Origin of the sequence: Microcoleus sp. D2_18a_D3 (genome assembly GCF_036702455.1) — a bacterium.
Classification (GTDB): Bacteria; Cyanobacteriota; Cyanobacteriia; order Cyanobacteriales; family Microcoleaceae; genus Microcoleus.
Genome location: NZ_JAUBTK010000032.1, coordinates 14833 through 39312, shown reverse-complemented (window position 1 = coordinate 39312; position 24480 = coordinate 14833). Strand labels below are relative to the sequence as shown.

The following is a 24480-nucleotide window of genomic DNA, read 5'->3' as shown; positions in this document are numbered from 1 at the left end:
CGAACTTCCTTCTATCTGTTACATCCGTTACATCCGTTACAGAATCCGTTGCCGAACTTCCTTCTATCCGTTACATCCGTTACATCCGTTACAGAATCCGTTGCCGAACTTCCTTCTATCCGTTACATCCGTTACAAAATCCGTTGCCGAACTTCCTTCTGACTAATTGAGCCGCATAAATATTGTAGCTTTGCGAATTCCTGTTATTTCTCCCGTACTGGTGACAGTGAGCGATCGCAAGTGGTCGAACAATGGTCTTGCCGAAAGTTCAATTAACCTCAACAGCGGGATTTGTTTTTCCCAAATTGCCCTGCTGGAGGGCCAGTCTAAATAAAAATAGCCGTCGTTAGATGGCGGTAGCGGTTCAATGCTGGTTTGAAAATCTTGATTGGCAACTAAAGAGCCTGTTTCTGCTGCCTCTAGTGCTGCGTCCATTGCTTCTACTGAAGTGGTGAAAATTTCGTATTTGCCGACGCTGGCTCGGACTCCTTTTGCCTCGGTTTCGATCGCACTTTTTCTCTTATTTTCTTTATCATAATTTTGACTCGTTGTCAACTGCGTCCAAGCGGTAATTTTCTGGTTTCTCAGAGTGAAGCTGCCGATGCTGTATTCTTTGCTGCGGGCAATTTCATCGAGTTTGTCGATCGCCTTTTGGGAATCAGCAGATTTTTCTGCCGCGAAAATCCAGTCAGCACTATTTGACGAATTCGGAAGCACTGCTAAAGCGTATTCTCCTTGTACCCAGTCAAATATATCCTGCGGCAGGTTCACGCCCCAAAGTTGCTGAATATCTGCCAAGGCGCGATCGACTAAATTTGAGACTTCTGCATTAGTGGAAACCGCCGATGACAAATCAGCCCAAAAATTCCTTAAGTCGGTGCTGGCGACCGCGAAAGGACTGGCTGAGGGAATGTATTGCAAGGCTTGCACTGGTTCGGAGAGTGTTGGAGAAGCTGTGTTTTCTCGCGATGTCACTAAAGCAGTTTGAGCCAGCAATCCCCGTCGGTTGACTCCGACAGCAACTGCGAGGGAATTAAGAGAAACTTGGGGATTTTGCTCGGTTGCTGACTGCGGGAGATTGACAAATGCTAAAGCGATTCTGCCTTGAGTTAGCTGCTGCAAAGCTTTTTGATATTCCGGGGTATTATCGAGATTTAGGTTGGCTGATTCAACGTTATTAATTGCATCTCGAATCACAATTGGGCTATTGGAAAATAAAACAAAACTTTGGTTATTACCCGAATTAAAATTACCGCCGATGGCTGCTGTTGCGAAGCTGGATGGGAACTTGGAAGTCGGCAGAGAAAACGGGTTAAAAGGCGAAAGCGAAGCAGATTTTTTCTGGGCTATGGGTGCTTGTTTATAATTAATTCTCACGCCTTTATATATTTCCGACTGCACTGTTTTATCGCCACGAGATTGTTGGCGCCAGTAGGAGTCGAGAAATTTTTGGCTGCGATCGACCTTTTGGGAGGAAACCGCCAGCAAAAACCCGGCTTGTTTGCCGTTGCTGCTGTCGCCATCGAAATCTGGGTTTGTGACGGCGAGGGTAATTTCGTCACCTATCCAAGGTTGGATATCTCGACTGTAATCCAGGCCTGTATTGGCGAGGAAACTTTTTTTGATTTGCTCAAATTCTGCGTGCGATCGACTTCTTTCTTCGGGAGTGGCAAAAACTTGTCGCAATGCTTCGAGGCGATCGGGATTTACCAACATTGATGCTAACAAAGGTGCTTGTTTCGAGACAAACACAGCCGCAGCCGGAGTAGTTGTCGGCCCGCCAGCGAGCAAATTCAGGGGAGTGTGAGTTGTCAGCCAGTAAAAACCACCGGCACTCAAGCCTAAGAGTGCCAAGACGCCAGCAATGAGGAAAGAAAAGAACGATCGCAGCTTCATACAACAAGGACTAATGACCACAGTCTATTATTAACTATAGCCTTTCTCAGTAAATGAGGTGCTCATAGGGCATAGAGCATAGGGCATAGGGCATAGGGCATAGGGCATAGGGCATAGGGCATAGGGCATAGGACTTGCCCCCATACCTCACCACGCTTGAGAACCGCTATAGAGTAGCGCATAACCGTGGCTATCGGCAGATACTTTTTGTGCGGTTCGCAAAAAAAAAAGGCTAAAATAAAATATTCTCAAACTATAAAATCCAAGTAAAATGCTAACAATATCAACGCCCCCCGAACAGCGAGTTTTACTGCAAAATATCAGTTGGCAGTTATATGAAAGCCTGCTAGGGGAACTGGGCAACAAACGTTCCACCAGAATTGCTTATCATCAAGGTCAATTAGAAATTATGGTGCCGCTACCGGAACATGAAAATCGCAACAGGCTGATCGATCGCTTAATTGTAACTCTCATCGAAGAACTCAATCTTGAGTACAACCCCTTTGGCTCTATGACGATTAAAAAACGCAAAAAAGCAGCGGGTAAAGAACCAGATTCATGCTATTATATCCAAAACGAAGCACTGGTCAGAGGGAGAACCGAATTAGACTTTGCTCAAGATCCGCCGCCAGATTTAGCACTGGAAATTGATATTACCAGCAGTTCCTTAAATCAATTCGATTTATATGCAGATTTAGGCGTACCAGAAATTTGGCGGTACGACGGACGAAGCATCAAGTTTTATCAATTGCAAAATGGCGAATATGCCGAGTGCAATTTTTCCCTGGCTTTCCCGATGCTACCGACTGCAAAAGTTGACGAATTTATCGATCGCACTCAAACTACAGGCGCAACCACAGCAGTGCGAGAATTCCGGGAATGGGTAAAAAATCAGTAATTGTGTACTCTACCACGGCACTCCTCGCGCATCGGAAAAATCGGCATCTAGAACCGCCCCCCGATCGAAAACAGCATCAGTTAAATCAGCTTTTCTAAACGACGTTATCGACAATTTTTCTATTTCTTCAACAGCGATAAAAAAGCCGATCGCAGTTAACCCAAGAATTACCCCAGAAACCAAAAATAAGACAATTCCCCTAAGAGTATCTCCGCCCAAAAATGTCACAATACCGCTAGCGCCGATCGCAGCAGCAGCCCCAGCCACAGCCCCCGCCACAATTCCAGCCTCGCACCGAGTCGCAGCAATCGCCGTAGCAGCCGTTCCAGCCACCGCCACAGCCCCCGCATCCGCCCCGGCTATCAGTCCAGTCAAAGCCCCAGCCGCCGTCACTGTCACCGCCGTTACCCCAGCCCTAGCAATCAAATTTCTCACCCGCCTGCGGCTTTGTCCGGTTCTGACACCCTGAAAATTTGCCCCCCTCAAAATCGCCCCGGTGAAATTGCAGCCTCGAATGTCGCAACCGCTGAAATTCGCCCCTGACAAGTCAAGCCCTTTAAAAGAACGGTTCCGCAAGTTTTGGTTAGCAAAATTGAGATTTCGAGGTAAAGTCATTCGATTTTAGATTTTAGATTTTAGATTTTAGATTCACAACCCAAAGACCTAGGATTGTAGATTTTAGATTATAGATTTTAGATTAACCAAGCGCAGGGCATTTAGAATATAGCCTGTGGTTTATAACGAGTTTCCATGTCTCCCATCTCCGAATCTCCATTTTCCCCCCAACAAATTGCCACTGAAAGACTCACACCAGAAGAATATGAAGAAATCGTTCAGCGTCTCGGTCGCCATCCTAATAAAGCTGAATTGGGAATGTTCGGCGTTATGTGGAGCGAACACTGCTGTTACAAAAATTCGCGGCCACTATTAAAACAGTTTCCCACAGAGGGCGATCGAATTCTAGTCGGGCCCGGAGAAAATGCCGGCGTCGTAGACTTGGGAGACGGCTTGCAACTCGCCTTCAAAATTGAATCCCACAACCACCCGTCAGCAGTCGAACCTTTTCAAGGTGCAGCCACCGGTGTCGGCGGCATTCTACGCGATATCTTCACAATGGGGGCCCGCCCGATCGCACTTTTAAATTCCCTGCGTTTCGGCAATTTAGACGATGCTAAAACTCAGAGATTGTTCAAAGGCGTAGTATCGGGAATTTCCCATTATGGAAATTGCATCGGAGTGCCCACAGTTGGGGGCGAAGTTTACTTCGATCCTGCTTATTCCGGCAACCCGCTAGTTAACGTCATGGCCTTGGGTTTAATGGAAACTCAAGAAATAGTCAAATCCGGCGCTTCTGGCATCGGAAATCCCGTGCTTTACGTCGGTTCAACCACTGGCAGAGATGGCATGGGAGGAGCAAGTTTTGCCAGTGCAGAATTGACAGACAAATCAATGGACGATCGCCCCGCAGTGCAAGTCGGAGATCCCTTTTTAGAAAAATCCTTAATTGAAGCTTGTTTAGAAGCATTCAAAACCGGTGCAGTCGTCGCCGCCCAAGACATGGGTGCTGCCGGAATCACCTGTTCCACATCAGAAATGGCAGCCAAAGGCGGCGTCGGCATTGAATTCGATTTAGACAAAGTTCCCGTTCGAGAAAGCGGCATGATTCCCTACGAATACCTGCTTTCAGAATCCCAAGAACGGATGTTGTTTGTTGCCCAAAAAGGACGCGAACAGGAATTAATCGATATTTTCCACAGATGGGGATTGCACGCGGTAGTAGCGGGGACAGTTATCGAAGAGCCGATCGTCCGAATTCTCTTTAAAGGCGAAATCGCGGCGGAAATTACCGCCACTGCTTTGGCAGATAACACGCCAATTTATCACCGAGAACTGTTGACAGAGCCGCCAGAATATGCTAAAAAAGCCTGGAAATGGACGGCGGATTCGCTGCCACAATCCACAGTTACAGGTATCGAAATTAACGGTAATGTCCAAACTTGGAATCAGATTTTGCTGACGCTTTTAGATACTCCCACCATCGCTTCTAAACGCTGGGTTTATCGCCAATACGACCATCAAGTGCAAAACAATACTGTTGTTTTACCGGGAGGCGCTGATGCTGCGGTTGTCAGATTGCGTCCGCTAGAACCTTGCCACTCTTCCCTTGCTAACGGGTTAGAAGTACACCCCCTTGCTAAGGGGGATCTACTGAGAGAAAATGCCGTTTCTCTAGCTTCCGAAAGCAAACAGGAAGAAGAGGTAATTCCTCTATTTACAAAGGCACAAGGTAGGGAAACTCCCAAACTTTCTCCCCCCCTTAGCAAGGAGGAAGCGCCGCAGGGGGCTATTCCCGGAGTTGCTGCAACGGTTGATTGCAATTCTCGTTATGTTTATCTCGATCCTTACGAAGGTGCAAAAGCAGTCGTAGCGGAAGCAGCAAGAAATTTAAGTTGTGTGGGTGCTGAACCTCTCGCAGTTACTGATAATTTGAATTTTGGCAGTCCTGAAAAGCCGATCGGATATTGGCAGTTAGCCTCAGCTTGTCGCGGGATTGCTGATGCTTGTCGGGAGTTGGGAACGCCTGTGACTGGGGGGAATGTTTCTCTTTACAATGAAACGGTTGATGCTGAGGGTAATCCTCAACCAATTTATCCGACTCCGGTAATCGGAATGGTGGGGTTAATTCCCGATTTGAAGAAGATTTCCGGCCAAGCTTGGCTAAAGAAAGGTGATTTAATTTATGTGCTGGGAATGGGGCGGCACGACACGGATGATGACACGGATACACGGATAAATTTGGGTGAATCTTCGTTATCTGAAAATTCCCAAGCGCACGACACGGATGATGACACTGATACACGGATAAATTTGGGTGAATCTTTGTTATCTGAAAGCTCAAAAATCGAAACTTCTCCTACTTTGGGAGGTTCGGAATATTTAGCGGCAATTCACGGGATTGTCGCCGGGAAACCCCCAAGGATAGATTTTGAGTTGGAAAGAAAAGTGCAATCGGTTTGTCGTGATGGAATTCGGCAAGGTTGGGTAGGTTCTGCCCATGATTGTGCGGAAGGTGGAATTGCGATCGCCCTCGCGGAATCTTGTATTTCTGCTAAAATGGGTGCGGAAATTCATCTCAGTTTCAATTCGGCAAATGTCAGCCGCTGGGATGAAATTTTGTTTGGTGAAATGGGCAACTGCATTGTAGTTTCAGTCGCACCGAAAAATCAAGAGATTTGGGAGACTTACCTGCAAGAACATTTGACCAAAATGTGGCAGAAGATTGGTTTAGTTTGCTGTGCTGAATCACCTTTGCGGGTTGTGAGTGCTGACAATCAAGTGTTAATTGAGGTTTCGATGGGTGATATGGGCGATCGATTCTATAATGCGATCGAGCGTCGGATTGCATCTGTCTGACAACTTGAAGTTTCGATCCCCCTAAATCCCCCTTAAAAAGGGGAACTTTGAATACTCTTGTCCCCCCCTTCTTAAGGGGGGCTAGGGGGGATCTCCGGGTTTAAAAAACACCCTAGAGCCCCGACTTCTTACAAAATTCACGATTCTTGCAAAAACATATTACATAAATCGGGGTTCTTAGACACTATACAATATAAACAATATCATTCCTAAAACAAATGATTTGCTGTATCAATCCCGACTGCCCCAATCCCGAAAACCCCGACGGGCCAACATATTGCATCAGTTGTGGCGTCAAACTCGTACCCATCCTGCGAAACCGTTACCACCCGATCGGATTCCTCGGTAAAGGTGGCTTCGGCAGAACTTATTTAGCAGAAGATATTGATAAACTAAATCAACCCTGTGTCGTTAAACAACTAGCACCAAGTGTCCAGGGAACTTGGGCGATTAACAAAGCGGTAGAATTATTTAAGCAAGAAGCCCGACAACTGCAACAGCTAGGACAACATCCCCACATTCCATCCCTTGATGCCTATTTTGAAGAAAACACCTATTTGTATCTGGTACAGCAGTTTATCGATGGCGATAATTTGTTCAAGCTGTTGCAAAATCGGGGAAGTTGGCAACAAAGCCAAGTTAAGCAACTATTACTCGAACTTCTACCTGTTCTCAACTTTATTCACGAACAAAAAATTATTCACCGAGATATCAAACCTGAGAATATTATGCGCCGTCGCAGCGACGGTGTGTTAGTCCTCATTGATTTCGGAGTTTCCAAACAGTTGTCGGGAACAGTGATATCGAGACAGGGAACGCAAATTGGTTCGCATGGTTATGCACCGCTTGAACAAATGCAAGGGGGTGAAGCTTATGCAGCCAGCGATTTGTTCAGTTTGGGCGCGACGGCTTTTCATCTACTGACGGGGGTACATCCTTATGGTTTGTGGGTGGAACAGGGTTATAGTTGGACTGGAAATTGGCAGCAACATTTGAAAACTCCCATAGACAAGGGATTGGAAGTGATTTTATCTAAGTTGTTGGCAAAAGATATTCAGCAGCGCTATCAATCAGCAGATGAAGTTTTAAAAGATTTTCAAAGTCAGTCAAGACCAACTCCCGCACCGATACCAAATCCCACAATTCCTGTGATTCCACAACACACTTTGCCGTTATCGACTAACACAACAAGGCGAGGTTTATTGCAATTAGCGGGTTTTGCTGGGGGAGGATTTGCATTAGCCCTGCTGATTCAAAGTTTGTTGAACAACAAATTTTCTTCAACTTCACCAAATCTTTCACCTTCATCAGATAATAAGCCGCCATCTCCTGAATCATCGCCTAAAAAATTATCTCCAAACACTACAGCCAAAAACTCATCCCCTCAACCATCCCCAGAACCCCTAGCACCATTGGCTCCAGCCCCTCAACCATCCCCAGAACCCCTAGCACCATCATTGGTTCCAGCCCCTCCACCATCTTTAAAAACCTTTAATTTTGAAACAGTGACAGTCAACTCAACGGGGCAAATTGCCAACCGCCGTCAAGGACAAGCACGGGTTTTTATAGAAAATATGGGGAATGGTATTACTCTAGAGATGGTAGCAATTGCGGGAGGCAGTTTCGTGATGGGTTCCCCCAATACTGAAGAAGGGCGATATGACAGTGAAGGGTCGCAGCGTACTGTGAATATCTCTCCTTTTTTTATGGGTAAATATGAAGTCACTCAAGAACAGTACCAAGCGGTGATGGGATATAACCCCTCTGCTTACAAAGGTGCGAAACTTCCTGTCGAAAAAGTAAGCTGGAATGACGCTGTGGAATTCTGCAAGCGGCTTTCTCAAAAAACAGGCAAGACTTATCGCTTACCTTCGGAAGCGGAATGGGAATATGCTTGTCGCGCGGGAACTACAACACCTTTCTATTTTGGTGACACGATTACGCCGGATTTAGTTAATTATGATGGCCATAATCCCTACGGTTCTGCGCCGAAGGGAATTTACCGTCAACAAACAACGGATGTGGGGAGTTTTCCGCCGAATTCGTTTGGACTTTATGATATGCACGGGAATGTTTGGGAATGGTGCAGCGATAAGTGGCATGGTAATTATAGTGGCGCACCGACTGATGGAAGTTCTTGGGAAACTGGAACAGATAATAACCGAGTGCTGCGTGGTGGTTCCTGGAACGGCAATGCGCTCTATTGCCGTAGTGCCCGTCGTAGCTACGAATTGGCGATCCTCTGGTGGAGGGACTTCGGTTTTCGCGTTGCGGTAGCTTCGGTTTCTTCCTCGTCCTAGTTTCCGCGTAGTAGTGGTAGGGTGCGTCGCATTGAACAATCTACAAATCAAATCGACAATCTCGCAGCGACACACCGCGAGAGTCAGTCAAGAGATTTTAGATTTTAGATTTTAGATTTTAGATTTTAGATTTTAGATTAAAGAATTCAAAGATAGACCCCACGGATAAATCCGGGGGCTTGTGAAGAGGATTCGGAGATTAGGCCGGGGCTGGTTTATTATGTTGTTGGTTCCGACATAGATGGCTGGTAAAACCCGCCCCTAGCGCAGAATTAAGCCTATCGAACTTGATAACTGATAGAGATATCGCCTTACAATATCAAATAGCTACACAATTCATAAATCCCAAAATTTATATGACAATCGAAGAATTAGAAGTACAACTCCTGGCCTTAACGGCGATCGAAAAAGCTCAGGCGATCGGCATCTTAACTCAAAGCCTGAAAAACAGCGGCCGCCCGATAACCAAAACTCCCGGCGTGATGGGCGGTGATGCTTGTATTGACAAAACTCGCATTCCCGTTTGGTTGCTCGCCAGCTATCGCAATGACGGCGCTACCGATGCTTTTATTCTAGACTGCTACTCCCATCTCAGTGCTGCTGATTTGGTAAATGTTTGGGCTTATACTGAAGCTTATCCTGACGAAATTGAGTCAGCAATTCGACAGCAAGATGATGCTGAGGAAATCTTAGATACACCTGAAAATATCAAATAAACCTATGGCACGCCTCTATGCAGACGAACAATTTCCCCGACAAGTTGTGCAAAATCTGCGGTCTTTGGGGCATGATGTCCCGACAGTTCAAGAATCAGGAAATGCTCGACTACCTGATGAGGATATATTAGCATTTGCGACCAGTGAAAATCGGGCTGTTTTGACCGTCAATTGGCGCGATTTCTTTCAACTGCACAATCTGAAACCCTACCATTATGGTATTACTGCCTGCACGCTAGATGACGATATGCCTAGACTGAGTGCGAATATTAATGATGCGGTATCTACTGCTGAGATACTGACGGGAAAAGTGATGCGTGTCTATCGTTATGGGCCGCCGTCCATATCTTAATTGAATTTAATAATTCTATGACTGCTACAGCCGATCGCCCTTTAAAACATTTTTGTATAGAAGACTTGAAAAGTGCCGACCTCGCAGGCATTACTCTAATCCCCCAACCTTTAACCTTGCGCTTAGACTTTACATTCGGAACCGGGATTTATGACACTTCCATCGAATTCTCTCAACTCGTTCAGCAGGTAATCTCTCAACCTGTCAACTCCGACTCTGAAGAGTCTTGCTTCTGGGTGGGTAACGCAGAATTAAGACAATTGACAGAAGATAAGAGTCAAATTTTATCTACTTTGTCCTATCCTTTTCAAAATCAAGCAGGTTTGGTTGAGACAGGTTTGTCGCCCCTTTTCTACTTTCGACTGGAAGGGGATATTTGTATCGAAGTAGTTTGCGGTAGTTACAAAATTTTTCAAGAATTGGAATCGGCGGTTGAAACCGCGTCTACACCAACGAAAACCTGATGTTGCGTGGGTTGAAGCTTTAGGGTGCGTCGCCATCTACAATATCCAAGTAAGATGCAAATCTCACATATCCGCCCCCTACAAATTAGACTACTGGACGCACTCCGCCTTCATCAGCGGGTTTTTTACCGAATCTGCGAGAGCGAACGAAGTATTTTCATAAAAAAACCCGGTTTCTGGGCCCCATGCGTAAGTCCTATACAATATAAACAATATCATTCCTAAAACAAATGATTTGCTGTATCAATCCCGACTGTCAAAAACCCGAAAACCCCGACGGACAAACATATTGCATCAGTTGTGGTCTTCAACTCGTACCCCTCCTGCGAAATCGCTTCCGCATGATCAAACTCCTCGGTAAAGGTGGCTTCGGCAGAACCTATTTAGCAGAAGATATTGATAGACTAAATCAACCCTGTGTCGTTAAACAATTAGCACCAGATGTCCAGGGAACTTGGGCGATTAACAAAGCAGTAGAATTATTTCAGCAAGAAGCTAGACAACTGCAACAGCTAGGACAACATCCCCAAATTCCATCACTAGATGCCTACTTTGAAGACAACAAATATTTGTATCTCGTACAGCAGTTTGTGGATGGAGATAATTTGTTGACGCTTTTCCAAAATCAGGGAATTTGGCAAGAAAACCAAGTTAAGCAACTATTACTCGAACTTCTACCTGTTCTCAAGTTTGTTCACGAACAAAAAATCATTCACCGAGATATCAAGCCTGAGAATATTATGCGCCGTCGCAGGGACGGTGTGTTAATGCTGATTGATTTCGGAGTTTCCAAACAGTTGTCGGGAACAGTGATATCGCGACAGGGAACGCAAATTGGTTCGCATGGTTATGCACCGCTTGAACAAATGCAAGGGGGTGAAGCTTATGCAGCAAGCGATTTGTTCAGTTTGGGGGCGACGGCTTTTCATCTACTGACGGGGGTACATCCTTATGGTTTGTGGACGGAATACGGTTATAGCTGGACTGGAAATTGGCAGCAACACTTGAAAAGTCCCATAGACAAGGGATTGGAAGTGATTTTATCTAAGTTGTTGGCAAAAGATATCCAGCAGCGCTATCAATCAGCAGATGAAGTTTTAATAGATTTTCAATGTCAGTCAATACCAACTCCCGCACCGATACTAAACCCCACAGTCCCTGTGATTCCACAACACTCTTTGCCGTTACAAACTAACACAACAAGGCGAGGTTTATTGCAATTAGCGGGTTTTGCTGGGGGAGGATTTGCATTAGCCCTGCTGAGTCAAAGTTTGTTGAACAACAAATCTTCTTCATCTTCACCAAATCTTCCACCTTCATCCAAAAATGAGCGGCCATCTCCTAAATCATCAGCTCAAAAATCATCTCCAAAAACTACAGCCAAAAAATCACCGCCCAAACCATCTCCAGAATCTGTAGCAGCAAGTCCATCGCCAAAACCATCTCCAAAACCATCTCCAAAACCATCTCCAAAACCCGCACCAGAAACTCCAAAACCTCAGCCATTTTCCAATGCTTTAAAAAGCTTTACTTTTGAAACAGTGACAGTCAACTCAACGGGGCAAATTGCCAACCGCCGTCAAGGAAAAGCACAGGCTTTTATAGAAAATATGGGGAATGGTATTACTCTAGACATGGTAGCAATTCCTGGCGGCAGTTTTGTGATGGGTTCCCCCGATACGGAAGCCGGACGAAGTAGCTATGAAGGGCCGCAGCGTACCGTGAATATCCCTGCTTTTTTTATGGGTAAATATGAGATAACTCAAGAACAATACCAAGCGGTGATGGGAAATAACCCTTCTGAGTTTAAAGGTGCAAAACTTCCTGTCGAAAAAGTAAGCTGGAATGACGCTGTGGAATTCTGCAAACGGCTTTCTAAAACAACAGGCAAGACTTATCGCTTACCTTCAGAAGCGGAATGGGAATATGCTTGCCGCGCCGGAACTAAAACACCTTTCTATTTTGGTGAAACAATTACCCCGGATTTAGTGAATTATAATGGCAATAATCCCTACGCTGGGGCATCGAAGGGACTTTTCCGCAAACAAACAACTGATGTCGGGAATTTTTCACCCAATGCTTTTGGACTTTATGATATGCACGGAAATGTTTGGGAATGGTGCAGTCATCCCGACAACGATCGCAACGATCGCCGGGTGCGGTGTGGCGGTTCCTGGAAGGACTCTGCGGTGAATTGTCGCAGTGCGTATCGTCTTAGCAATTTGGCGGGCGATCGTTACTCGGACATCGGTTTTCGCGTGGCTTTGGTTTCCGCGTAGTCTCAGGTTTTCGGTTCTGTGCTGTAGTCTCCCGCGAGGACTTTTCTTTTAAGGCTTGGCGGTGTTAACCTGGTTTATAAATATAGTCCTGGACGCATCAAAACCAAAGAAACCGGGTTTTTTGCGGTTTCTGCGGTTTGTAGCGCGTCTTCTGGGCAAAAAAAACCGGTTTCTGACCACCCGTGCATAAGTCCTATAATAGTTAAAATATGCCAAGGTCACACATTAGGAAGGATAAAAAATATGACCCTCAATCTTCCTCTTCCCGATTCAATTCAAAATTTTATTAACGAACAAGTGGCAATCGGAGGCTACAGTAATGCAGCGGAATACATCTTGCACCTAATACGCCAAGAACAAGCAAGATCCGCGCGGGTTGAGTCGTTATTGTTGGCTGGTTTGGATAGTGGCAATTCTATAGAGATTACCGATGATTGGTGGGAGCAAAAACGCGCTCAGTTGGTGCAGAAACTTGACCCACAGCAGCAATGACTAAACGGATTGTCATTACACCAAGAGCAAGTCAAGATTTAGACGAAAATTTTGCTTATATTGCTCAAAATAATCTTGATGCTGCATTGCGTTTTTTTGATGCAGCACGTCAGACATTTGCGAGATTGGCTCAAATGTCGGGAATGGGTCGCCTGTATCCGGTTCAAAATCCACGGTTGGAGGGTTTGCGAAGATTGTCAGTTAGGGGTTTTGAGAATTATCTGATTTTCTATTTGTCTTTCGATGACTGTATTGAGGTGGTGCGAATTCTACACGCAGCGAGAGATTTAGAGGAAGTTTTGTCAGGAGATGAAGCTGATTGACTTTGTAGAGAAAATTTTTCAGGCTGCCAAATCTCCATCCCACGGTTCACTCCTGTCGGTATTACTTAATACTCGATCGCGCCCAAAATGACTTTACATGGCCGCACAGATTCCCATGATAATATAGTATGTCAATCTCACAGAAAAGTCAAGCTCGATCGCCCTTAAATTCTAATATTTGAAAAAGCCCGTGAAGCAATTTTCTAATTTATTTGCCATTGCACGATCGCCTATTTCTTCGTTCCCCTCTACTGGGAAGAGAGTTTGACTCTTAAGCGATTTCAAGAGACTGCTGGCGAATTTAAAAATGGTTTCACCCCTCACCCGTAAAAATAGTGGCTTTGGACTAAATATTTAATTAACCATATAGCTATTAAGTAGCCAGAACGAAAGAAAATGCTGCATTCGTGATGTGAGGGGTAACACCCTTGGCGAATTCGCCAACAGTATTTTTCAATCGCCGAATCCCTCGCCCACAATTAATCAAGGTTAATATAGGATCAGGGGGCGATCGATACTACAATGCGATTGAACGTCGCATCGCTTCGGTCTGAAATGCTACACAATTTGGAAATAATGACAGATCCGTGGCAAGATTAAGGGAATGTTAAGTTATGCGACGCCTTCGCAAACAAGATTTCCCGCTGAAACTGTCCCCCTAACCCACCTTCCCCATTAGGAACCCACCCATCTATGATTCCCAACCATTCCTTCGCGGCTGACGAGCATTCTAGCAAACCCGACAAGCCCGAGGAAGCTTGTGGCGTTTTCGGTATCTACGCACCGGGTGAAGATGTCGCCAAGTTGACCTACTTCGGTTTGTATGCTTTGCAGCACCGCGGTCAGGAATCAGCAGGAATTGCCACCTTTGACGGTGAAACAGTCCACCTGCACAAAGATATGGGACTGGTTTCCCAAGTCTTTAACGAATCGAGTTTAGGTCACTTGCCCGGTAACTTAGCCGTAGGCCACACTCGCTACTCTACTACCGGCTCGTCGCGCGTGGTCAATGCTCAGCCTGTGGTTGTCGAAACTCGTTTGGGAAGTCTGGCGCTAGCACATAACGGGAATCTTGTCAATACCAAAGAATTGCGCGAAGAGTTGCTGTCTCGGAAGTGCGAATTTGTGAGCACGACGGATTCAGAGGCGATCGCAGTGGCGATCGGTTCCGAGGTAGACAAGGGCAAAGACTGGCTGGAAGCAGCGATCAGTGCGTTTGCTATGTGCCAAGGAGCCTTTAGTTTGACGATCGCGACCCCCAAAGGCGTGATGGGAGTCCGCGACCCCCAAGGCGTCCGCCCGCTGGTAATTGGCATCCTCCCCACAACTCCGGTACGATACGTTTTAGCATCGGAAACTTGTGGCTTGGATATTATCGGTGCTGAATTTTTGCGGGACGTAGAACCGGGGGAATTAGTTTGGATTACAGAGGAAGGTATGGCTTCCTTCCACTGGAGTCAGCAGCAGAAGCGCAAACTTTGCATCTTTGAAATGATCTATTTTGCTCGCCCCGATAGCCAAATGGAAGGTGAAAGTTTGTACAGCTACCGACTGCGGATCGGGCGTTTGTTGGCAGCAGAATCTCCGGCTGATGCTGATATAGTCATCGGCGTTCCCGATTCTGGAATCCCGGCGGCGATCGGCTTTTCTCAAGCTTCCGGCATTCCTTACGCCGAAGGATTGATTAAAAATCGCTACGTCGGGCGCACTTTTATTCAACCGACTCAGACAATGCGAGAGTCAGGAATCCGCATGAAACTCAACCCTCTCAAAGATGTGTTGGAAGGAAAGCGAGTAATTATTATCGATGATTCGATCGTGCGCGGTACAACCAGTCGCAAAATCGTCAAAGCCTTGCGGGATGCTGGCGCAACCGCAGTTCACATGAGAATTTCCTCGCCGCCGGTGACACATCCTTGTTTCTACGGGATCGACACGGACAATCAAGATCAGTTGATTGCTGCTACTAAGTCAGTCGCAGAAATCGGCGTCCAAATTGGGGTAGATTCTTTGGCTTTCTTGAGTTGGGATGGAATGCTGAAGGCGACTAACGAAGACCCGATGAGTTTTTGTTCGGCGTGTTTCACTGGTGATTATCCGATCGACGTTCCAGAAATGGTAAAACGGTCTAAGCTCATATTAGAAAAAGCTGCAACCTAGAAAATCCAAAAGCGAGAAAGCGATCGCCCGTCACTTTCCGCAATTTAGGGATTTTTAAGTTTTTCTGGTAAGTCATTGCCAGAATGTGTGTAGAAATGTTACATTAACTTAGCTTTAGCAATTCTTGCAGAATTGGTGAACTGTAGTGAACAGTCGCTTGGCTAGAACTTGTGTGAAACCGAACCCTCGGATTGGAGATTGGAGATTGGAGATTTGAGATTTGTGCTTGAATCTAAAATCGCCAATCTAAAATCGGTGGTTTTTCCCTACACTCTCGTTCACAATTCCTGCTCGAAACGCTGTATGCTACCTGCAGACTGGAGGTAGTTCCTCCAGATGTCCACTCTCAGATTGAAGTCGCATTTCGCACCAACAACGGGGACATGAGATTTTTTCAGATAACAGGGTCGATCGCACTAATTTTTCCCACACAAGTATTCCACAAGCCAAATTGCTTGAGAATCGCGGACGGGCTATTCAGGCGAACTAAATAACTTTAGAAACCCTTGCAGAGTAAAAATATGGCTCCTTGCAGGTTGAAACTGACCTCACCTGCATAGGGGATACAACCCCCCGACTCCTGTCCGGGAGAGCCAAAAATTTAGATATTAGTTAAGCCCCCAAATTAATCTGTGGAGTGAATCTAAAATCTAAAATCTAAAATCTAAAATCGATTGACTGTTACAAGGCGGAATGCGGTTTCTCAAGTCAGCTTAAATCGGAAACTTCGTGCAATCAAATACTGTTCTCAATCAGCCGAGCAATCAAGGCTCATCCTCTCGTACAGCAGAGTTACCTTTTACTCTTCAAGATATCAAGGCAGCCATTCCAGCCCACTGTTTTGAGCCCTCGGCATGGAAATCTCTGGCTTATTTCTTTTTAGATATTGGCATCATCGCAGGTTTGTATGCGATCGCCTACACCCTCGATTCCTGGCTCTTTTATCCAATCTTTTGGTTGATGCAAGGAACCATGTTTTGGGCATTGTTTGTAGTGGGCCACGACTGCGGACACGGTTCATTTTCTAAGAGCAAATGGCTCAACAACCTGATCGGACACCTCTCCCACGCTCCAATTCTCGTGCCCTTCCACGGTTGGCGGATTAGTCACAGAACCCACCACGCCAATACAGGCAGCTTAGATAACGATGAAAGCTGGTATCCGGTATCGGAGAGCAAATACAATCAAATGCCTTGGTACGAAAAGCTGGGACGCTTTTATTTGATGTTATTTGCCTATCCAATTTATCTATTTCGCCGATCGCCCGATCGAACAGGTTCTCACTTCATGCCCGGTAGCCCGATTTTCCGTCCGTCCGAAAAATGGGATGTGTTGACAAGTTCCGCATCCTTGGTACTGATGGTAGGCTTTTTAGGCGCGCTAACCTATCAGTTTGGTTGGCTGTTTTTACTCAAGTTCTACTTGGTTCCCTATGTAGTATTCGTGATGTGGCTGGATTTGGTAACATTCCTGCACCACACAGAAGCCGATATTCCTTGGTATCGCGGTAATGATTGGTCTTTCTTGAAAGGTGCATTGTCTACGATCGATCGCGACTACGGAATCATCAATTCCATCCATCACGACATCGGCACCCACGTAGCCCACCACATTTTCTCGACAATGCCGCACTATCACTTGAAGGAAGCAACGGAAGCAATTAAACCAGTGTTGGGCGATTATTATCGCAAGTCAACCGAGCCAATTTGGAAGAGCTTTATTCGCTCTTACTGGGATTGTCATTTTGTCCCCGATACAGGTTCTGGAGTTTACTACGAATCACCTAACAGTCGGCGATCTGCTGAAGTTAAGTAGTTTAAATTAACAATAGAATACGTAAAAACTCGGCTTCTTTAAGAAACCGGGTTTTTCTTTTTTGCGCGTGTTTGATCAGATGTTCCACATCTGGAGGGGTGACAAGCCGCCCCAAACCCAGAGTTCTCTTCTTTGTGGAACAGGCATCTTGCCTGTTACGAAAAAATATATCAGCCACTGCTTTTTACCCCAAACATCCGGGATAGCCGACAGTTTTTTTATTTAAGGCTGCGATTTTTCCAAAGCTTGTATGACTACTTCAGCCCTCGCAGTCCAACCAATAATACCGCCTTGGGCGCGAATCATATCGATCGCACTCTGTTTAAATTCTGGAAAGTAGCTAGCTGTAGCATCCTCAACGAGTAAACCTTCAAACCCCCGATCGTTAGCCTCACGCATAGTTGTTTGAACGCAAACCTCCGTCGTGACTCCCGTAAAAATTAGGTGAGTAATCGCTTTTTCACGAAGTATTAATTCCAAATTAGTGTGATAAAAAGCGCCCTTACCTGGTTTATTAATTACTATTTCATCAGGCTTAGGTGTCAATTCTGAGATAATTGAATTCCCCGGCTCACCCAAAATTAAGATTCGTCCCATTGGGCCTCGATCGCCAATTTTTAGTTGACTTTGACCCCGCTTTTGCTTAGATAAAGGACAATCAGAAAGGTCAGGTTGATGACCTTCAATAGTGTGAACAATAGGGAGATGACGATCGCGAAATACCTCTAACAACTGCTTTACCGTTGGTACGATCGCCTGTAGTTGGCTGACATCATTGCCTAAAGCTTCACCAAATCCCCCAAGCTCCAAAAAATCTCGCTGCATATCGATGATAACCAAAGCCACCCCGCCAGAGACTGGCAGTTCATAATCATAAGGTTGGGCAGATATTAAGACCATAACGAGATAGGTTTTTCCCAAATTACTAGGACTATGCAGCCAGCTTGGCTGACAACACTGTGGTTACTGTTAGGGGGGTTAATAACAAAAGTTCCGGCTTGGTGTTCGCCATTCTGGTCAGTTTGCGATCCAGTTAGTACATAAATATGTTCAAAACCAGTATGCGTGTGCCTTGGGACACTCGCTCCCGGCTGATACCGCAGTAGAGCAGCAGCCGATCCACTTTCGTTGTCACCATAAAGTCGGTAGATTTCAACCCCATCACGAAATGGTTGCCAAGCCAACTCATTCTGCCACGTCGCGATATTAGGTAAATCCTTAAGGAGCAAAGTTTGCTTCAGTAATTCAGTCATAAATATTCCAAAATTGATTAATGTCCTGCCATACTCTTACCGATCTGAACAAAATCTGCATCTGCGATCGCACTTTCATAAGTAAAATTCCCGCCACTGATTACTAGAATTCGATCGGACAATTTCAGCAGTTCATCTAAATCTTCGCTCACCAGCAACACAGCTACTCCTCGGTTGCGAGCCTCAATAATCTGACCGTGAATATACTCCACAGCAGCAAAATCAAGACCAAAGCAAGGATTCGCGGCAATTAGTAACTTAATATGTTCGGCGGAGAGTTCCCGCGCTAACACTGTGCGCTGTACATTTCCCCCCGACAGATTGCCGATAGGGGTATCTGGCGAAGGCGTTTTAATTTTGAAAGTATTAATTAAGCTCTTAGCCGCTTGCCTAATTTCTTTCAGGATGAGTAAGATACTTGCTTTAGCTTGAGGAGGGCGGTCAAACGTCCGCAGCGCTAAATTTTCTGCCACACTCATGTGTGGCACACAAGCATTATGAAGCGGTTCTTCTGGTAGTGCGAAAACCTGATGTTTAAACATCTCGGCTCGTGTTGCCGTATAAACTTCGCCATTGACCAGCACATCTCCACTTGTAGCAGAACGCTGACCTGCCAACACCTCCACCAGTTCCCGCTGACCATTGCCAGAGATACCTGCAATCCCAACAACTTCGCCGCTGTGAACTGTGAGATTTACTCCTGTCAATACCTCCATACCGTTGTCTTTATTGGCATGAAGGTCTTGGACTTGAAGTACAGGGATAGTCGTTGGGGGGGCTGTCTTTTCAACTGGTTTCGGTTCGCGCCTTTCACCCATCATCATTTCCGACATATCCGAGACAGTCAGATCCTTTACCAAACCCTGACCTGCAAACTTCCCTTTACGCAGCACCGTGATGCTATCGCAAAACGCCATCACTTCCCGGAATTTGTGGCTGATAATTAACACACTTAATCTTCCAGCAGTAACTTCTGCGCGCAGTAAACCTAAAACCTCATCGGCTTCCTGCGGAGTAAGCACCGAAGTAGGTTCATCCAGAATCAAGATCCGACTCTGAAGATATATCTGTTTAAGAATTTCTAGCTTTTGTTTTTCCCCGGCAGCTAATTGAAAGACCGGGGTATCTAGAGGAACTCGGAAAGGAGCAGTTTTCATAAAAGCCTTTAACTGCTCGTACTCGGCTTTCCAGTTAATCAAATTAGGGCTATCAAAGCGTGACAAAACCAGATTTTCCGCTACAGTCATCGCAGGCACAGACGTGAAGTGCTGGTAAACCATGCCAATGCCATACTTATGAGCATCGCGAGGACTGGCGATCGCACTTTCCTGTCCATCAATCAAAACTTTGCCTGAAGTAGGAGTATAGAAACCCATCACACATTTAACAAGGGTACTTTTGCCTGCTCCGTTCTCGCCCAGCAAAGCATGAAACGTCCCTGGTTTTAGCGTCATCGAGAAGTTATCAAGTGCAGTCATCATGCCAAACCGCTTCGTCATGTTAACCACCTCTAGTTGTGGTGGTTGAATAAAGTTTTGAATTTGGAATTTTGAGTTTTGAATTTCCAGTGCGGATTTTTGATCTATAGAATCAGTTACTTCCGTCATGTTTTTGTCTCCCTTGTAAAGTTTCCAACTTATCGGCTACTTATGAGATTTAATTTTTTAGTGAGAGCGCAGGGTTCATTTCAATGCTTGAAATATTAATCTCACCTCTGGTAATATCTGCTTTTTTATCTGCGTTTATCAGTTTTCATCTGCGGTTAAAAATCAACCCCTAATTCCTACAGATAAATTTTCACCTCACTCTTACACTACCGTTCCCACCTAACATAATCTAACTTGACTTTTTCCTCAAAACTCATCTTTTAAAGCTTTGATAAATGCTTCTGAATCAGCAACCGTTCCAAACACTCCTCCCTGCATCTGGATCATCTTAAGTGCCGCCAAATGATTGCCATAATCTGTTGCGCCTGTACAGTCAGATAACAGCAAACATTCATAACCGCGATCGTTTGCATCTCGCATTGTGGTATGCACGCAGACATCGGTTGTAATGCCAGCCAAGACAATGTTTTGAATGCCTTTGCGTTTCAGTAACAGATCTAGATCCGTAGCATAAAACGAACCTTTTCCAGGCTTGTCAATCACCGCTTCCCCAGGCAAAGGCGCGAGTTCTGGAATAATTTCCCACCCTGCTTCACCTCGAACGAGAATTCTACCGCAGGGGCCGGGATCGCCAATTCCGGCGTTAATTTGGCGCGATCGCCACTGCTTGTTTTCGGGTAAATCTGCTAAGTCGGGGCGGTGTCCTTCGCGGGTGTGCATGATATGGAAGTGCTTCGCCCGTGCCACTTCTAAGACTCGCTTGATTGGCTCAATAGGAGCGCGAGTCAGTGACAAGTCGTAGCCCATCTTATCAACATATCCACCAATGCCGCAGAAATCAATTTGCATATCAATTATCAGCAGCACCGTATTTTCTGGGCGCAAATCGCCATTGTAAGGATAAGGATATGGTTCAGCTTCTACAAAACGTCCCATGTTTATCTTCCTTGCGATAAATTGCTGTTTTACGTGCTAGTTCCTAAAGATCCAGGCGCACCTGTCAAAGTTCGTTTTGGCGAACAAGTAATAATCATGATCGCCAGCGTCAGGATGTAGGGCGAAGCATTGAATAAGTAGTAATAGGAATCCACCCCTACTGATTGCAAAGCAGGCCCGATCGCCTGGGCTCCCCCAAATAGCAACGAGGCGTATAAGCACTGAACTGGATTCCAACGGGCGAAAATTACCAGCGCTACCGCCATGAGTCCTTGGCCGCTAGAGATGCGTTCTGTCCAGCTACCGGGATAGTAAAGAGATAAATAAGCACCACCAATTCCAGCTAAGAAACTGCCTGCGATAATGCAGAGCATACGAACTTTATTAATGGAGATTCCCATTGCTTTTGCAGCATCGGGACTATCCCCAACTGCCCGAATAAATAACCCCCAGCGAGTTGATTTAAAAAACCACTGCATTAAAGGGGCGATCGCTACACCTAACAAAAATAGGGGACAAATTTGTAGCGCTGATTGCACCGGAGGCAGATGACTCCAAGCACCCAGAGGCAAACTAGGCAACTGGGTGGCACTTGGTTGAATAAAAGGTTTGCCAAAAAAGAAAGCAATGCCGCTACCAAAAATAATCATGGCGATGCCTACGGCAATGTCGTTTACTTTTGGTTGTATGCACAGCCAAGCGTGGATAAAACCTAGTACCATGCCCGCTAGACCCGCGGCTAAAACACCTAACCAAGGCGATCCAGTCTGATAAGAAATAGCATAGGCACACATCGCACCCGTTAACAGTGTCCCTTCTAACCCCAAATTAATTTTGCCGCTTTTTTCAGTTAGGCATTCGCCCAAACTGACGAACAAAAATGGAGCGCTACCCCGCAAAGTTCCTGCTAAGATACCCAAAGGTACTCCCCACCAACCTAATACTTCTGCTGCCATTGTGGATTCCTCCGATTTGAGATTTTGGCTTAACGTATTGCTTAGACAGTGGCTACTGATGGCTGCTCGCTAGAAGGTGGCGGCTGAGGGCGATCGGTTGACTGTTCTTTGAAAAATGGCAAACGTCCGTAGAGCGATTCGCTATACAGAACTACCAAAAAGACCAACCCTTGGAACACTAAAACCGTTGCATCGGGCAGTCCGTGTGCCCGTTGCAAGATGCCTCCACTAGCAAGAATTCCTCCAAGCAGAATTGCCACAATAGTCGCAGCAAGAGGGTTGTGTCGAGCAATGAATGCGACTAAGATACCGCTGTAGCCATAGTTAGCATTAAGTGATTCGTTAGCTCGACCATGCACGGCTGCCACTTCCACCATGCCTGCCAAACCCGCACAAGAGCCAGCTAAGAAACAGATTGCCATTGTCAACTTGCCGACAGGAAGTCCGGCAATTCGAGCAGCGCGGATGTTACCTCCCGCTGTCCGCGCTGCAAAGCCAAAGGTGGTGCGCTGGATCAGGAAGTAGGCGATCGCACAAGCAACCAACCCATAAATTAGACCGTAGTGAACGCGGGTTCCTGGAATATTCCCTAACATATTCACATCAGGAATCGGGTAACTAGAAATTTTATTGACACTGCTGGGGTCACGCATCACGCCGCCGACTAAATGATTCAGCAGGGCGATCGCAATATAATTCAACAACAAGCTGCTAATTGTCTCATTCACTGCCCGGTAATAGCGCAGAGCTCCCACTGCACCAATCCACACACCTCCACAGACAATTCCTGCCAGCGCCATTGCAATTTGAACTAACGTCGGCGGTGCAGAAGATAAAGCCAGTCCAGCGGCGACAGCCCCCAGACCCCCAACTACTAAAGCGCCTTCGTTGCCGATAATCATCAACCCTAAACGGGCAGGTAGAGCCGTACACAAGGAACTCAACATCAACGGTGCAGCCCTGATCAGGGTGTTTTGGAAGGAATGCCAACTGCCAAACGCTGCTTTGTAGATTGAGGCATAGACAGCAAAGGGATTAGATCCCGCCGCCGCACAAAAAATTCCAAACAATACCAATGAGAAGACGATGGCGGCGATCGGGATACAAACCGCTTCCAAAGTTGTACGCCAGTTTTGACGGTTAATCATCTTTCTTCCCCCTTGGAAACCCCCACCATATCTGTACCCAGATTGGTGGTGGGAGGAAAAGGGGGGCGGGGTCTAGGCAACATAAGCGTAGCCATCCTTTTTGTGAATGTGTATGCAGTATTTGTGACTAATTCCTTGAACTAGCCCATCGGTTGTTGAGATGTTGAAACTTCCAGTGGCACGAGTAGCTACTCGACCCACGTAAGTCCCAACCTTCTTCCCAGAGGTAACATTGGCTTTTACAATGTCACCTGTCTGAAAACCTTTGTGGAATTTGGTTCTAGAACAATAACGAACTGGAAAACCAAACTTGTCTGTGCGGCATTGCTGACGGGTTCCATGCCCTTTAGCGGCAATCAGTAAGGGCTTGACGACCTTTGTGATTAACCGTTCTGGAGTAGATGCTCCCACGCAAGCCGCGTCCCAGTAATGCGTCTTGTCTAAACCTCGAATCGTGCGGTTGTACTTTGTGCGACCCCCTGTGCCAACTTCAACAGGTAAGCCTGTTTTTTTGAGGTTTTCGTACAGATTCCATCGGGTCGCATTAACGGCTGCCGTATCAGCCAAGGGTTTTTTAGCTTGTGCCAAGATTCGTTTGAGCAAGTCAGGTTTACCTTTGAGAAAGTCTTTGATATCCTGATTACCCTTTTTCTGATTACAAGGGACACAGGCTAAACACAGGTTGCTGACTCGGTTTGAACCTCCTTTTGACCGAGGTTGAATATGTTCAATCTCAAGTCGGGTGTCTTTTACACCGCAGTAAGCACAAGTTCTGTTCAACTTGGAAAGAAGAAACTCACGAATTTCGTATCCGGCTAAAGTTCCTTGTTGATAACCAACCCCGCTAATTTCGGAGCTTTCCATCTGTTGTGTGTCAAATCTGACCAATTCTTGAGAAATGGCAGTAATTCGACACAGTGCAGATAGTCGTTTAACCCAAGTCAAAATATTAGCAACGCGACTGTTTAAAGAGGGTGGTAGCCAACCCTTTAGTCGAGTGCGGTTGAGAAAGCGTGGTTTGCGATATCGCGTCTTACGGTTACGGCGTGACCGTCGTAATTGACGGCGTGAAGTTAAAGCATCCCGAATTTGGAACCCACGATGTTGTAGTTCAGCTATCCAAACAACTTCGCCTGTGGTCTCGTTGACCAGCGCTATTCCAGTGGTTTTGGCACCCGGATCGATCTTTATTTGCAGTGGTTCAACTTGAGAATTTAACACCTCCTCTTTCAGTATTAGTGTGAAGGGATAGCTGCGAAGTACAGCAGCTTTCCCTTGAGCTAACAGCATTCTCGCTCTACCTGGATGAATAGGATTGAGAGGCTGTTTGTTGGTGTCCAGAACGAAAACTTTACTCACGAGTGAGTCTCCTTGCGGGTAATGTTAGCCTTGACAATGTTTTAGAAGTTTGTCGCGTCAACGACACTGACTTCGACCCGATATGTCTGTTTAATCGTTGACCACAGAGCTA

General features: G+C 46.0%; 20 protein-coding genes. 11 read left to right on the top strand and 9 right to left on the bottom strand.

Annotated elements, in window-relative coordinates:
* Positions 1-162: 162 nt before the first annotated feature.
* Entirely contained in the window at positions 163-1917 is a 1755-nt protein-coding gene (locus QUB06_RS16475; RefSeq protein WP_333436176.1) for a DUF3352 domain-containing protein, read from the bottom strand.
* 250 nt (positions 1918-2167) lie between these two features.
* Here QUB06_RS16475 and QUB06_RS16470 point away from each other — a divergent pair, with 250 nt between their 5' ends.
* Positions 2168-2794 (top strand): Uma2 family endonuclease, encoded by a 627-nt coding sequence (locus QUB06_RS16470; protein ID WP_333436175.1) that lies wholly within the window; start codon positions 2168-2170, stop codon positions 2792-2794.
* A gap of 9 nt (positions 2795-2803) precedes the next feature.
* On the opposite strand, the gene QUB06_RS16465 is transcribed toward QUB06_RS16470, so the two are convergent.
* Positions 2804-3409, bottom strand: a complete 606-nt coding sequence (locus QUB06_RS16465; protein WP_333436174.1) for a pentapeptide repeat-containing protein — start codon at positions 3407-3409, stop codon at positions 2804-2806.
* Between the two features lie 135 nt (positions 3410-3544).
* Here QUB06_RS16465 and purL point away from each other — a divergent pair, with 135 nt between their 5' ends.
* The 10 genes from purL (at position 3545) to QUB06_RS16415 (ending at position 17109) form a co-directional block, all read left to right on the top strand.
* A complete protein-coding gene (gene purL / locus QUB06_RS16460; protein ID WP_333436173.1) occupies positions 3545-6208 on the top strand; it encodes a phosphoribosylformylglycinamidine synthase subunit PurL in 2664 nt (887 codons plus the stop codon).
* A gap of 218 nt (positions 6209-6426) precedes the next feature.
* Positions 6427-8508, top strand: a complete 2082-nt coding sequence (locus tag QUB06_RS16455) for an SUMF1/EgtB/PvdO family nonheme iron enzyme (protein WP_333436172.1) — start codon at positions 6427-6429, stop codon at positions 8506-8508.
* 356 nt (positions 8509-8864) lie between these two features.
* Positions 8865-9224 (top strand): DUF433 domain-containing protein, encoded by a 360-nt coding sequence (locus QUB06_RS16450; protein WP_333436171.1) that lies wholly within the window; start codon positions 8865-8867, stop codon positions 9222-9224.
* 4 nt (positions 9225-9228) lie between these two features.
* Positions 9229-9576 carry a DUF5615 family PIN-like protein gene (locus QUB06_RS16445; protein ID WP_333436170.1) on the top strand — a complete coding sequence of 116 codons (348 nt, stop codon included), beginning with the start codon at positions 9229-9231 and terminating at the stop codon, positions 9574-9576.
* A gap of 17 nt (positions 9577-9593) precedes the next feature.
* Positions 9594-10040, top strand: a complete 447-nt coding sequence (locus tag QUB06_RS16440) for a hypothetical protein (RefSeq protein WP_333436169.1) — start codon at positions 9594-9596, stop codon at positions 10038-10040.
* A gap of 230 nt (positions 10041-10270) precedes the next feature.
* Positions 10271-12319 carry a bifunctional serine/threonine-protein kinase/formylglycine-generating enzyme family protein gene (locus QUB06_RS16435; RefSeq protein WP_333436168.1) on the top strand — a complete coding sequence of 683 codons (2049 nt, stop codon included), beginning with the start codon at positions 10271-10273 and terminating at the stop codon, positions 12317-12319.
* Between the two features lie 243 nt (positions 12320-12562).
* Complete coding sequence (locus QUB06_RS16430) at positions 12563-12811, top strand: type II toxin-antitoxin system ParD family antitoxin (RefSeq protein WP_333409209.1); 249 nt, start codon at positions 12563-12565, stop codon at positions 12809-12811.
* A complete protein-coding gene (locus QUB06_RS16425; RefSeq protein WP_333436166.1) occupies positions 12808-13134 on the top strand; it encodes a type II toxin-antitoxin system RelE/ParE family toxin in 327 nt (108 codons plus the stop codon). Before QUB06_RS16430 ends, QUB06_RS16425 begins: the two co-directional genes overlap by 4 nt.
* A gap of 693 nt (positions 13135-13827) precedes the next feature.
* Entirely contained in the window at positions 13828-15294 is a 1467-nt protein-coding gene (gene purF / locus QUB06_RS16420) for an amidophosphoribosyltransferase (protein ID WP_333436165.1), read from the top strand.
* A 729-nt stretch (positions 15295-16023) separates the two neighbouring features.
* Positions 16024-17109: a DUF3474 domain-containing protein gene (locus QUB06_RS16415; RefSeq protein ID WP_333436164.1), complete on the top strand. Its 1086-nt coding sequence runs from the start codon at positions 16024-16026 to the stop codon at positions 17107-17109.
* Positions 17110-17331: 222 nt separating this feature from the next.
* On the opposite strand, the gene QUB06_RS16410 is transcribed toward QUB06_RS16415, so the two are convergent.
* The 7 genes from QUB06_RS16410 to iscB all read right to left on the bottom strand — a co-directional run bounded on the left by QUB06_RS16410 (position 17332) and on the right by iscB (position 24368).
* The gene (locus tag QUB06_RS16410) at positions 17332-18009 is read right to left on the bottom strand and encodes a cysteine hydrolase (protein WP_333436163.1); all 678 of its coding nucleotides are present in this window, start codon (positions 18007-18009) and stop codon (positions 17332-17334) included.
* Positions 18000-18362 (bottom strand): cupin domain-containing protein, encoded by a 363-nt coding sequence (locus QUB06_RS16405; protein WP_333436162.1) that lies wholly within the window; start codon positions 18360-18362, stop codon positions 18000-18002. Before QUB06_RS16405 ends, QUB06_RS16410 begins: the two co-directional genes overlap by 10 nt.
* Before the next feature lie 17 nt (positions 18363-18379).
* The gene (locus QUB06_RS16400) at positions 18380-19969 is read right to left on the bottom strand and encodes an ABC transporter ATP-binding protein (RefSeq protein WP_333436161.1); all 1590 of its coding nucleotides are present in this window, start codon (positions 19967-19969) and stop codon (positions 18380-18382) included.
* 246 nt (positions 19970-20215) lie between these two features.
* Positions 20216-20905, bottom strand: coding sequence for a biuret amidohydrolase (gene biuH, locus QUB06_RS16395; protein WP_333436160.1), 690 nt, complete (start codon positions 20903-20905; stop codon positions 20216-20218).
* 29 nt (positions 20906-20934) lie between these two features.
* Complete coding sequence (locus QUB06_RS16390) at positions 20935-21861, bottom strand: ABC transporter permease (protein ID WP_333436159.1); 927 nt, start codon at positions 21859-21861, stop codon at positions 20935-20937.
* Positions 21862-21902: 41 nt separating this feature from the next.
* Positions 21903-23009: an ABC transporter permease gene (locus QUB06_RS16385; protein ID WP_333436158.1), complete on the bottom strand. Its 1107-nt coding sequence runs from the start codon at positions 23007-23009 to the stop codon at positions 21903-21905.
* Positions 23010-23081: 72 nt separating this feature from the next.
* Positions 23082-24368, bottom strand: coding sequence for an RNA-guided endonuclease IscB (iscB, locus tag QUB06_RS16380; protein WP_333436157.1), 1287 nt, complete (start codon positions 24366-24368; stop codon positions 23082-23084).
* Between the last annotated feature and the right edge of the window lie 112 nt (positions 24369-24480).